Origin of the sequence: Xenorhabdus anantnagensis, assembly GCF_028598555.1 — a bacterium.
Lineage (GTDB): Bacteria > Pseudomonadota > Gammaproteobacteria > Enterobacterales > Enterobacteriaceae > Xenorhabdus > Xenorhabdus anantnagensis.
Map to the genome: position 1 here is coordinate 68,617 of NZ_JAQRFN010000005.1, position 14,479 is coordinate 83,095.

Annotated in this window: 1 protein-coding gene; it reads left to right on the forward strand. The window is 47.5% G+C overall.

What is annotated here, in order from left to right; all coding sequences use genetic code 11:
* Window positions 1-15 precede the first annotated feature (15 nt).
* Window positions 16-14,406 (forward strand): MARTX multifunctional-autoprocessing repeats-in-toxin holotoxin RtxA, encoded by a 14,391-nt coding sequence (gene rtxA, locus PSI14_RS05730; RefSeq protein ID WP_273574914.1) that lies wholly within the window; start codon window positions 16-18, stop codon window positions 14,404-14,406.
* The last annotated feature ends 73 nt before the right edge of the window (window positions 14,407-14,479 follow it).

Consider the following 14,479-nt stretch of genomic DNA (forward strand, 5'->3'; position numbering starts at 1 on the left):
TTCCAGGATTATTTTATGGGAAAATCATCTACTCGGAGTACAGAGTATTTCTTTACCAATAGATACGAAGATGATGACGAAGGAAACACAATACATGCTATCGGTGTTGGTGGGGTCATCAACGCTTATGGTGGAAATGACTATATCGTCGTTGGTTCTATTAGTGCGACCGTCAATACAACGTGGGGTCATGACACTATTGTAGGTGCTACCGGTTATCTGAATGTCAATGATACAGGTGGCGATCTGACGGTGAAAGGGGGAAGTGGTTTCACTTCAATCAATAAGACACAGAGTGGGCCGATAAGATTTGAAGGGGTTGCCGGTGGGGTGAAAATCAATCACACCGGTGAAAAAAGCGGCATCTTTTATTCTGGGGCTGCTGGATATAATAGTATTACCCGCAAAGGCTTGCAGGGTGATATTAGCTTTGATGGTGTCGGGGCGTATAACGAAATCTGGCATGAAACCAATCGGGGTAACCTGTCTTTTCATGGTGCAGGTGCTGGCAATGTGATCGACCGTACTTGGTTTGACAAGTATCAGGGTTCTCAGGGAGATGTGACCTTTAAAGGGGCGGGTGCTGCGAACGTCATTAGCTCCAGAGTCGAGACGGGAAATATTGATTTTACGGGAGGTGGGGCATATAACCATCTATCTCGTAAAGGTAAAGTGGGCAATATTACTCTGAAAGGTGCAGGGGCTTATAACCGTATTGAGCGTATACGTCAGGCGGATGATGTCTATTCTGAAACTCAGGGTGATATCCGGTTTGAAGGCGGCGGTGGATACAATAGCCTCTATTCCGATGTTGCGCACGGTAATATCTCTTTCACGGGTGCGGGTGGCTATAACGAGATTACCCGCAAGGGCACAGCCAATGACTTCGGCAGCGAAGGGATGGAATATGCCAGAGCCGAAGAGGTTGTGCTGACCAATGCAACTATGAGCGGTACGTGGATTGGCGATTCCCATCAGGTGACAGGGTTTAAATCGGCGCGGGAGCCAAACACTTATCTGTTTGCCTTTGAGGATGGTACTCACACTAAAATCAACAAAGTTCAACTCAGCAATGATCCTGCAACTGGCAAACTGAGATACTTCTCGACCGCTTGGTATAAAGAAGGGAAGTATCTCAAGGGGCTGGAAAACCAAGATATCTCTGCTCAAGGTGGCTTTAATTCTGTCGGTACTGACGGCGCTTACACATTGTCAAACCTGTGCGTTGAACAACGGAAACAGGTAACGGTTTATGCGGTTGAGAAAAAACTGACAGAAAACAAATGGGTGAATTATGGCAATGGTGTCCAGATTGGCGCGGCAGATATCACCTTGTCTGATGCTAAAATGGGCGGTTATGCCATTTACCGTGATGGAACCACCGTTGATGTGAAGCCGGTGAAATCCAACCGGATGCCAAACACCTATGTTTATGGTAAGCAACTTGGCGAGCACACCAAGATAGTAGTGGTTGAGCTGAGGAACGATCCAAAAACAGGAATGCTGCAATATATCGCCCGCCCTTGGTATAAAGCAGGTAACCATACAGCAAATCTGGCGAACGAAAATATCTCTTATGCTAACGGTTATCACGATATGGGAACCGGTAGCTACTCGCTGAGTGATATTCATTACAGCATCAATGCTGTGCGCACAACTGCCGGTCGCGTGCCTGATATGCATGAATACAGTGAGCTTGATTTGTTCAAATCGGCAACTGTCAGCGGTGACAGTTCTGGTGATATTCATTATGCAGGTGCAGGTGGTGGCAATATCATCAAATCCAACGTCACCCGTGGTAATGTCAGCTTTAAAGGTGCCGGCATTGCTAATGTGATTGAACATAGTTCTGAGTTTGGTAACACCGAATTCGACGGTGCTGGTGGTGCGAACGTCATTATCAAAAAAGGCAAAGAAGGCAATCTTAAGTTCAATGGTGCCGGTATTGCCAACGTACTGCTTCATCAGGGGCTACGTGGTGATATGGAAGTCAATGCTGGCGGAGCGGCAAACGTACTGGTTCGCGTTGGCGATGGCCGCTATCTTGCCCATCTTTTGGCCGTGGGTAATATCTCCATTCATAAAGGTAATGGTGATAGCCGCATCGCTATGGGCGGCGGTTTCAATACCCACACCCAGATTGGCAACGGTGACGCATTCTGGTCTGGTGTTGGTGGCGCCAATATCCTGACTCAAGTGGGGAATGGTGACGTTTCTTCCATTCTTGTGGGGGGTGCAAACGTCCTGACCAAAATCGGCGTAGGTGATCTGAAATCAGCCATGTTTGGTGGTGCCAATATCATTAGCCATATCAGCGATGATACTGATTCTTCTAATGCCGATTCTTCAAATACTCGTTCTTCAAATACAACGGCAATTGCACTGGGTGGCACAAATGTCCTGACGAAAAAAGGCAAAGGCGACCTTCTGTCTGTCATGGGCGGTGGAGCCAACGTCCTGACTCATGTCGGCGATGGCAAAACCACCGGCGTTATGCTGGGTGGTGCGAATATTCTGACCAAAGTCGGCAATGGTGATACCACTGGCATCATGTTGGGCCTCGGCAACGTTTTGACCCATGTAGGCAATGGTCAAACATTGGGTGTAATGGCTGCGGCAGGTAATATTTTCACCAAAGTCGGTAATGGCACAACGATTGCGGCCATGGTTGGTGTGGGCAATATTTTCACTCATGTTGGTGAAGGAAATGCCTGGGCGCTGATGGGTGGCGCTGGCAATGTCTTTACCAAAGTCGGCAAGGGCGATGCATTGGCATTGATGCTGGCACTCGGCAACGTATACACCCACATTGGTGATGGCACGAGTGTTGCCTTGATGATCGCCAAAGGAAATATCGCGACCAAAGTCGGTAATGGTGATGCGCTGTCTGCCATGATTGGCAAAGGCAATATCTTTACCCAGATTGGTGATGGTTCAACCTTTGCCGCCATGATCGGCGGGGCAAGCGTACTGACTAAAGTCGGCACTGGTTTGACTGCGGCATTGATGGTGAGTAAAGCCAATATTTATACTCACGTTGTCCGTAAGGGTGAAGAAAGCACTAGCATCGGCCTGCTTGCTGGTACTGCCAATGTCATGACAAAAGTGGGTAATGGTACAACGCTGGCTGCCATGTTCGGCGAAGCCAACATCATGACCCATGTCGGTGATGGCTTGACAGGTGTACTGGCGTTAGGCAAAGCCAATATCGTGACGAAAGTCGGTAATGATTTCATGGGGGTTGTGGCGGCTTCTGAAGCCAATGTGGTGACCCATGTCGGTAATGGCACAACGGCGGCCTTGTTGGCTGGCAAAGGCAATATTCTGACCAAAGCGGGTGATGGAACCACAGTCGGTCTGCTGATTTCCAAAATCGGCAATATCATGACTCATGTTGGTGACGGTACTACAGTCGGGTTTGCGAAAGGTGAAGCCAACATCATCACCAAAGTCGGTGATGGATTGGGCATCAATGTGGCTTGGGGCAAAGCCAATATCATGACCCATGTTGGTGATGGTGAGCGCTATAACTTTGCCAAAGGTGATGCGAATATCATTACCAAAGTCGGCGATGGTCAGGAAGTTACCGTTGTTCAAGGGCAAGCTAACATCGTGACCCATGTCTATGATGGTGATGACTACACTGGCGCTTGGGGCAAGGCCAATATCATCACTAAAGTGGGTGATGGCCGCAATGTCGTGCTCGCCAAGGGCGAAGCCAATATTGTGACTCAAATCGGTGATGGGGATAGCTTCAATGCCTTATGGAGTCAGGGCAATATTGTCACCAAAGTGGGTGATGGCATGCAGGTCACGGCCGCCAAAGGCAAGGGCAATATCACAACTACCGTGGGTGATGGTCTTAGCGTGACGGCTGCTCATGGAGACCTGAATATCAACACCAAAGTGGGTGATGGTGTTTCCGTCAATGTGGCTTGGGGCAAATTCAACGTTAATACCCGTGTGGGTGACGGCCTGAATGTTTCGGTCATGAAAGGCAAGGGCAATGCCAATATCCGTGTAGGTGATGGCTTGAATATCAACGCCTCTTATGCTCGCAACAACGTGGCAATTCAGGTGGGCAACGGTGATTTTTATAGCCTTGCCGTGGCGGAAAGCAATACCCAGAGCAATAAACTGAATGCGTTGTTCGATAATATCAAGCAGACAGTGCTCGGCAGTGCGGGCAGTCAGGGCATCAATTATCTGGTGAATGGCGATGAGGCCAATACATCGGGAACCCATAAAGGACGCGGAGCTATTGATCTGCCGGAAGTTTCCTCTCTGAATGGCTTTAAGCTGACAGAAATGGATAAAGTCACTTCTGACTTGAAAGACAGCCTGAAAGGTTCCGTAACAGGCGTAGATACCCCGGATATTGGCAGTATCGAGAATACACTCGGCAATGAAAAACGCCTGAATCCAAATCAGTCACGCAACTTAATCGTCAATGGTGATTTTGAACAAGGCGACAAGGGATGGATACATACCAATGGCATTGAAGCCAGTTATTCAGCTAAGTCATATGGCCTCAGTGCTGAAGGGCATGGCGATCGTGTCAGTGAGCTTGATGTCAACGGAAACACACTGATCTGTCAGAATATACAGAATTTGATAGCGGGTGAAGAAATTACCGTCAAATTTGATTTTGCAAGGCGTGCTGGCAGCTCTGCCGATAACGGGCTGGAAGTGTGGTGGAATGGTGAGGTTGTTTATGCGGCTGCCAATGGCAAAAGTGAGTGGCAAAACAAGACACTGACCTTAACCGCCAAGGCTGGCGGAAACCTACTGGGCTTTTCTGGAATTGGCTTGAATGATGGCTTGGGTTACGTTCTGGATAACGTTTCTGCAACTTCATCATCTTATATGCCAGACAGTGCTATTACTGAACATATGCAGAAGGATAAAGCCGCACAGAATGCCTTGCAGGATAAGGAAAAGGCGGAAGCTGATCGTCAGCGTTTAGAGCAGGAAAGAGACAAACAACTGGCAGCCGTTTCTGGCACTCAGAAACAGTTGGAAACCACGGATCTGAATGCACTGAACGCTAATGGAGAGAAACAACGCGATGCGATCAAGGACGAAGCCCAAGAGGTGACAGATGATCTGATGGCAAAAGCCAAGGGTCTGGAAGCACTGGACAGCCACGCTGCATATCATGGGGAATCCGGTCAGCAATGGCGTGATCAGTTTGCTGATGGATTGTTGGAACATGTTCAGACCGATTTGGATAAAGCCAGTCAAACTGCACACAACCAATTGAATAATTCACAAAAAATGGCAGCAGGGCGTCTGGGTGATATCAAGGATGCAGTTGCCAAATCAGAAGTGGGAAGACTCAAGGCTGAACAGAATCAACAACATGCTGAACAGGATGTTGAGGATGCTCGTACCCAAGCCAAAAACAGGGAAGCAGAAGCCATCAGCTATAAGCAACGGGCTGAGCAGGCAGAACGTGATGGCAAATCAGCCTCGCAGAAGGCGGAACAGCATGGTCAGCACGAAGTATCTGCGGCAGACAGTAAGACCGCGCAAGTACAAAATAATGCTAAAGACTCAAAACTTGATGACAATTATAAGCCGACTCGCACAGGAGTAACGGGTAGTGGTCTGTCAGGTAACGTTTATGAATCCAACGACGCTGAAAACATTGAACAAGCAGAAAAATCCAAGAGTCACATCAATCCTGAATCGACCGTTCAGGCTGATGGTGAATTCAGCCAAGAATTGCAATATCTGGATGAAGATCTGAACGAACTTGACAATGCTAAAGAAGCCTTAAATCGCTTACAGATCAACGCAGGGATACGCACTAGAAATAAAAACGTGTCTGGCAGTTCTACTCCGATATCTGTGCATACCGAAACGCCAGTCAATCAACCTGTTAACCAGCCCGCGAATGTCGTAACGGAATGGGTCAGGAACACGCCGAAAATTTCGGGACTGGATCTCAGTGGACTGGAAGCACTGGGTGAAGAACACCTTCAACAAGCCTCGGTGAATACTTCTGAAACCGAATCTTCCGTTGCTATCAGAGCACAGAAAGTAGCTGATATTTATCGCTGGTTGGATAGCGATAACGATCTTGCCACTGAAAAATATATCCCTGTGCCAAGATTTGAGCGTGTAGATGCAGATATTCCCGAAGATCTCAGACAAAAAATGGTGACTTTTGTTGAAGGTTACCTTGATGATCCTAAAAACAGTGTGCCGAAAGAGCAGAGAGCTTCGCTGGCAAAACTGTTCGTTGACGCTACTATCGACTATGACTGGGATAAACGCGTTGAGTTCGTCACGAAATTGGAAAGCTATGGTTATAGCTTTGAACCTGTGCATGGCGATAAGAGTATCGTTTCATTTTGGTCTGGCAAAAACTTCAAACAATACCGTACTGTCCTTGATGCAGTGCAGCCTGACGGCAAGAAGATTGTTTATGATACTGATGTAAAAGGTAACTTGTTTGCCATTGATCTGAACAAAACATTGATGCGTTGGGGCAATATATACCTCGATTCTGACGTAGCGGAACAGAAAGCACTGCATTCGGCCATTTACACTTCTGCACACAGCAATACAGGATTCTGGAGCTCCCTCTATGCAACCGGATCACGTGATGATGTATATGTCATTGCGGAAGGGGGACTGCGTCTTGGCAACTTCTTCTGGAATGTTGAATTGCCGGTATTGCGTCAATTGCAACGAGAAGGATTGGTGGGAGAAATTCGCCTGCTGGATAAAGCGGCCAAAGATTATCAAGGTGTATCACCTGAATCCATTGGACGCAGATTGACAGAAGCCGGTGTTTCTGTGAAAGCACGTTTTGATTCACTCGGTCTTGCAGAGCAGGAAAGACTGCTGGCATTGAATCCCGATAAATATAGGCCGGATACATTGGTTGATCTGGATATTAAAACCAGTGCCATTGACAATCTGCTGAACCAAGCGCTGCCATTCTATGGATTGCGTACAGAACGTAATTTGTTGGTGCGTAAATCCGATGATGGAAGCTTTGCTGTTCGCCCGTGGCCGGGCAATAACAGTGATGTCTCCAAGACTATCATTGTGGAAGATCCCGATGATTCGGCTCAGATCAAATCTGTTGAGCGTTTTATCCTTGCCAACTACGAAAATTACGACCAATTGCCCGAGTCATTGTATCTGTCAGCAGAGCGTATTATTACCCTCGATCATGGGCGTACCCGCATTATCGCTGAAAAAGTAGAGGGTAGCTGGAAATATAAACCGGAAATTAACCTGATGTCGGTCAGTGAGTTGCAGGAAGCCGCTTACGTGAAGGGCAAAATCCGTGGTGACAGTTATCGTAATGTATTGGAAGCTCTCAAAAGTTATGAAAACACCCTGCAAAATAGCGAAAATTACGATCTTGAGGCAGTAGAAAAGCTGACTCATTTGCGTCAACAAGTTGAAGGTTATTTGTTGGGGCATCCAGACTCAGAACGTGTGCCTGCACTAAAAAATCTGCTGTCGCAAGTCAATGTGCGCATGGAGGAATCGCTGGTCCTTACTGAGCTGACTGTAAACACAGGAAAGGATAGCTTCAGTGAGTTATATAACAAACTGAGCAATGCCAACCTGAAAGATTCTAAGCATCTTTACATTGATGAGCAGGGAGATTTTGTTACCCGTGGTAAATCCAATATTCAGATAGTGGCGAAAGCAGAAAGTGCAAAAAAAGCTGTTGAACAGGTCAAGGCTGCTATAACCAAAGAATATGGTCAATCAGTGGCTGATACGGTCTTTGCAACTTTGCCTGCCTCTGAGTTGTCGAAAGACGGCAAAGGTATTGATGTCTCCGGTTTAAGAAAAATACATCAGGCAATAGAACAACACCTGTCTCCGGTCAGCGCGACCCTGTTTGTCTGGAAACCCAGCGATCACAGCCGACTGGGACACGCTGCCCTGCAAATTGGGCAAGGGCGTACCCAGATTAATGCTGAGAACGCCGAAGAATTCAACGAAAAAAATTACGTCAGTTGGTGGCCGAAAGGCGGTAAGTCCTCTGATCTTGGGCATATTTTTGATGTTGATTCTGAGGGCGACCCTGATTTGCGGAGACGCTGGCGTGATTTCAGTCAACCCGCGTCCCAGAATAAAACGCTGGAACACGATGTCGCTTCTGAGGAACATGATAACTTTGGCTTGACTGATGGTACACGCAAGCTGGAGAAATTTATTGAAAAACTTCAGATAGCCAAAGGCATTGATGCAAAATTCAAGGATATCAGCGAAAGCTTTGCCATATTTGCACTGGAAAGGCCTGAACTATTGCAATCCGCAGGCGTACCGGAAGCGATTTCCCGACCGTTTGTCAAACAGGTGGAAGAGGGCGGCGTTGATCTTTTTGAAGTGGGCAAAGATTTTGCTAAGGCTCTGCGCAGGGCTGCCAGCCAATCGCCTGAGCTGACAGAAAAACGTATCACCAATGTTATTCGTCAGTTTGCTGAACGAGAGTTGAGCGATATTCAGGACTTCAAGGCCAGTGAGGGTGATCAAGGGCGGGTATTCCGTATCAATCTGGCAGGATTGGACGCGGCAGCAATGCAGGCGGAATGGCAGAAAATCAACCAAAACCCTGATGCCCGTTATCAACTCCTGACCGACAATTGCTCAAGCATTGTTGCCAGAGTGCTCAAAGCAGGCGGTGCCGATAAGGTAATTGGTCATACGTGGCGGCCAAAATTGGGTGTCTGGACACCAACCGAACTCTTCAATTTTGCGCAGGCACTACAGGAAGCACAGGTTGAAACAAACCTTCATAAGCCGAAGCGGGTTGTAGGCGAAGATCTGGGTCACTCTGATAAAAAAGATGAGGTGCTGGAAAAAATTGCCATTGACAACGACGGTACACCACCGCGTGACAGAGAGCCATTCAATCCAGTAACTCGCTTCCTTAACGATGAGCTTTACGGTGCCAGAGAAAATCGCCGTAACGTAGATGATGGCACTCAGATAATATTGGATGATGCTGTCACCAAAGGTACAGCGGATAAAATCACGCTACAGGGGAAAGTCGGACGTCTGACGGGTTATTACCATAACGGTGATCAGAAAGATCATAATTCGGCGGAAAATAGTCCGGCGAAAAAAGTTGTGCTTTTCATTCATAATTCCGGCTCATCGGCGGAAGAACAGGCCAGTACCATCCAAAGCCACTACCAAAAACAGGGTATTGATATGCTGGCGGTGAACATGCGTGGCTATGGCGCCAGCGATGGTCATCCAAACGAAAAAGGGCTGTATCAGGATGCCCGTACCATGTTCAACTATCTGGTTAATGACCGTGGTATTAAGCCAGAGAATATCATTATTCATGGCTATTCCATGGGGGGAGCAGTGGCGGCAGATCTTGCCCGTTATGCAGAACGCAACGGACAGGCCGTTTCCGGTTTATTGCTTGACAGGCCAATGCCAAGCATGACTAAAGCAATTACCGCCCATGAAGTACCGAATCCAGCGGGCATCACCGGTGTTCTGGCGAAAACGGTCAATGGTCAGTTCTCCGTGGAGAAAAACCTGCAAGGTATTTCGAAGCAGACACCAATCATGCTGTTGACCGATAACGAAGGGTTGGGCAAAGAAGGAGAAAAACTGCGTGCCAAACTTGTCGTTGCGGGTTATCAGGTGTCGGGTGAACAAACCTTCTACGGTCATGAAGCCAGCGGTCGGTTAATGAACCAGTATGCCGATCAGATTGTCTCAGCGCTTTCCGAACCTCGGCGTGAAAATGGTGGCGTAAAAGCGGGCTTGTTGGAAAATACCTTTAAAGATATCAATAAAGTCGTTGCTGGCTCGGAAAATGGCAAATTCATACTCAAAGCTTCGGCAGAGGATAATAGTGCAGTATCTGCACTGGATAATTCATCTGTTGCGTTTGATGTGAAAACTCAGCCTAATGAATTAGAGATACTTAAAGGTATAGAAAGTGATCTGAAACGTTACGGTAAAATGCTGGAACCGCAGGCAGACCGTCCAGGTAAGAAACCAACGGATATCCGCACAACGGAAGATTTCCTGACGGGTTATAAGCAGGGCTATGCAGAGCAGGTGGTGGACGGTTTCCGCCCGGGCATGGATATCAAGCAACTGGTGGATCTGCTGGCTAAAGGTAGCTGGAGTGCAGAACAGAAAGGTGCTTTGGCTTGGGAAATTGAAAGCAGAGCCTTGAAAATCACTTTCCAGCCGAGAGCTGAGAAATTCAATCGTTTGTTCCGTGATGTCGCTTCAACAGGTATTTCTGATACCAAGGCAAATGAACAACTGGCACCACAATTGTTATTGTTGAACCTGTCAAACGATGGCTTTGGCGGACGTTGTGATCCACTGTCAAAACTGGTTCTGGTTGCAAAACAACTAGAAAACGATGGTCAGGATGGTGTTGCCCGTCAATTGCTGGAAAAAATGTATTCCGCAGCCGCCGTGCTCAACAATCCAGATTTGTATTCTGAAACTGAACATGCCAACGCGAATAAATTATTGGGATCTTTGTCGGCACTCCATGCCAAGAATCCAATGGCGGATACGTTCATCAAAGTGTGGAAAGAGAAACTGGAAGATGCGAAAGCACTGACAGTGGATGGTGTGATTCAGAAAGTCACTGCCGGAAATACGGAAGGTAAACCGGTGTTGCTTGAGTTGGATGGCCCAAACCATGCGATGGCAGCATGGGCGAAAGGCAACGGTGAGAATCGCGTTTATGGCTTCTATGATCCAAATGCGGGAATTGTCGAATTTTCGTCAGCGGAAAAATTTGGCGCTTATGTGACTCGCTTCTTCGGTGAATCTGATCTGAACATGGCACAAAGCTACAAATTACCGAAAAATGCGGCTGGGGAAAGCGTCTTCGAGCGTGTGGTAGTGATCGACGGTGACGTTTTGGCAACCTATCGCCCAAGATGGGCTGATAAGACCACCATGCGAGACATGCTGGATCTGCCGGTATTTGATGATACTGACGTGGTTAAAAAACCATTGGGCGAACCATCAGGTGATAATTTGCCGGAAAGTCATATTCGCGTGAATAACCAGGATGTTGACTCTTGGGTCAATGTTGATGTCAAACCACAGCCTGAAAATAGCGCCAGCCGCTTTAGCGGTCAGATCATTATCCAGACGGAAAATGACCCTGTTGCTGCGAAAGCAGCCGCGAGTCTGGCAAGTAAGCATCCTGATTCCAGTGTGATTGTTCAGCTTGATGCCAACGGTCAATATCGCGTGGTATATGGCGATCCGGCTGTCTTGTCCGATAAGTTACAGTCTGATCAATCGCAGTCCGGCAAATTACGCTGGCAGATTGTTGGGCATGGACGTGAAGAGTCTACGCAGAATCATACGCGCATGAGCGGTTACAGTGCGGATGAACTGGCCCTGAGATTGCAACAATTCCGTATTGATTTCAAACAGGCCGGCACACCAGACCATATCAGCCTCGTGGGTTGTTCTTTGATCAGCGAAGACAACCGAAAAGGTTTTGCCCACAGCTTTATTTCGGCACTGGATAAGCAGGGTATCCGTACCACAGTATCAGCGCGCAGCAGTGAGGTTGCGGTAGATAACTTTGGCCGCAAGTACACGAAAGATGCGCAGGAACAGTGGGTTCACAAGCTCACGGATAACAAGATCGTATTGGAGTGGAATGATAAAGGTGAAGTGGAAAGCCATACGGATCGAATCCGTCGCGGTATTTCTGAACAAGACATCAACTTATCCCATGTGGGGCAGACAGATGTTGATGCAAAAGCGCAAGGCGCTATTGCGGACAATACAGAAACATTCCATGCACCAAAAGTCGATCATGAAAAACCAGATCATGCAAAAGATGACAATAAGTCTGTAGTTCCAGCGGCATCATCAAACAAGCAACTGAGTTATTCCGGCAATATTCAGTTACAACTTGGTAATGGGGAATTTACCGCCATTAACTGGGGAACCACTAATGTGGGCATCAAGGTAGGTACAGGCGGCTTTAAGTCTCTGGCCTTTGGTGATAACAACGTGATGGTTCACATTGGCGATGGTGACAGCAAGCACAGCGTTGATATTGCTGGCTATCAGGCACTGGAAGGCGCACAACTGTTCGTGGGCAACCGTAACATCAGTTTTAACGCGGGGCGCAGTAACGATCTGCTCGTCATGTTGGATAAATCCATTCCAACACCACCATTGGTTAACCCATTTGGTGGTGCAGCCCGTATTTCTGGTGTATTGCAAAACATTTCTGGTTCGTTTAATTCACAGGATTGGCTGACTAAACAGGATCAGCAATGGACATTGGAAAGTGCGAAGAAATATGTCAGTGATCTGTCCGGTCTCGATTTGACCAGCAGTGTGGACTATAAGACTCTGACTGATCTGGATTCTCAAAATGAACGTAGCAGCCGTGGCCTGAAAAGTGATCTCGAAAGCACGCTGAACAAGCAATACAACCAATGGTTGGGTGGAAATGGCAATACCCCTGAAATGGGTAAAGTCAGTCGGGCGGATAAATTCCGTCAAGCGAATGAAAAACTGGCCTTCAACTTTGCAGTTGGTGGGCAGGGTGCTGATATTCAGGTAACGACGGGTAACTGGAACTTCATGTTCGGTGACAATATCCAGTCGATTCTGGATACCAACTTGGGATCGCTGTTTGGTTTGATGACGCAGGGATATACCCCAACGGGCATGGCGAAAAACACGTTTACCTTTAGCCCGACGGATTTGCCACGTCAGATCAAGAATAAACTATTGGGTAATCTTGCCGGTATTGGTGCCGATACCACGTTGGCGGATATCTTTGGCGTGGATTATACCCCGAACGGCGGTATTGTTTCCCGCTCAGGTCAATCTGTTGATGGCGTTGCCATTCTGCGTGACATGCTGGAAATCATTGGTGAATTCAGTGGTGATCAACTGAAAGCCTTCACTGATCCAAATAAGTTGCTCGACGGTTTGAAAGCCAGCTTGAGTATGGGGAAAGAGGGGGTGAAATCTTTTGTTGAAAGCCACGGCCTGAAAGTAAAAGCACCGGATGAAAAGCAAGAAGAGCATGTAACCATTACTAAAGAAGGCGAACCAGCACAAGAAGGTAAGCCAGCACCGGAAACTGTAGATTCTCAGGCAGATCGTGATTTTGGGTTGACTTCCCTGAATCTGCCAAACCTGTTTGCAACCCTGTTCAATCAGGACAAACAGGCCGAAATGAAATCGCTGGTCACTAATCTGAAAAAGAACCTGACGGCTGATTTGCTGAACATGCAGGATAAAACCTTTGATTTCCTGCGTAACAGCGGTCATCTGCAAGGCGATGGTGATATCAATATCTCCCTCGGTAACTACAACTTTAACTGGGGTGGTGACGGTAAAGATCTCGGCGCTTATCTGGGAGATAACAACAACTTCTGGGGTGGTCGTGGTGATGATGTTTTCTACTCTGTAGGCACCTCGAATATCTTCACAGGCGGTGAAGGTAGTGATACGGGCGTTATGATGGGGCGTGAAAATATGATGTTTGGCGGTGCAGGCAACGACGTTGGTGTACTGGCCGGACGCATTAACTACGCCTACATGGGAGACGGTGATGATCAGGTCTTTGCCTTTGGTGAAGGCGGGGTGATCGATGGTGGTAAGGGACGTGACTATATCGTGGCTTCCGGCAATTTCAATCATATTGATGCCGGAGAAGATCAGGATTACGTCGTGACCATCGGCAATAACAATCAGGTGGATTTGGGAGAAGGCAACGATTTTGCCACGGTATTCGGCAACTATAACCGGATCGATGGCAATGCGGGCAAAAATTCCATCAAACTGATGGGTTATCACGCTGTAATCAATGGTGGTACAGGTGATGATCACCTGATTGCGGATGTGGTATCGAAGTTCAGCCAGATTAACGGCGGTGATGGTGATGATCTGCTGGTACTGGGTGGATATCAAAACCGCTTCAAGGGCGGCACGGGTGTGAATAGTTTTGTAGTCAGCGGTGATGCTATCGATAACGTGGTCGAAGATATCAAGCAAGGCGACAAGATTATTTTCAACGACATCAGCTGGAAAAACCTGTGGCTCCAACGCAGTGGTTACGATTTGGTGCTGTTGACTCACCGCAACATCAAAGATACTTCGGCACAAGGACAGTTTGAAGCCCTGGGATCGGTGACCTTCAACAATTACTTCAATGGTAATCGTGCGGATATCATTACCCAAAGGGGAGATAAAGATACGCAAGGCGAGCGTGAGTATACGGCACTCTCTGCCAATGCGGTAGACTCTTTGGTACAGGCCATGAGTGGATTCGCACCTAATATGGGAGACAGTGGCTTTATTGATTCGCTTAATAGCCAAACGAAATCAGCCATTGTGACCGCCTGGTCGGATACAACGAATGGGAAATCCAAACTGGTTTGATAGCTGGAAGGATTTTTAGTTAGGTCTTTTCATTAATGAAAAATGGCTCACTATGGTGGGCCATTTTTTTTAA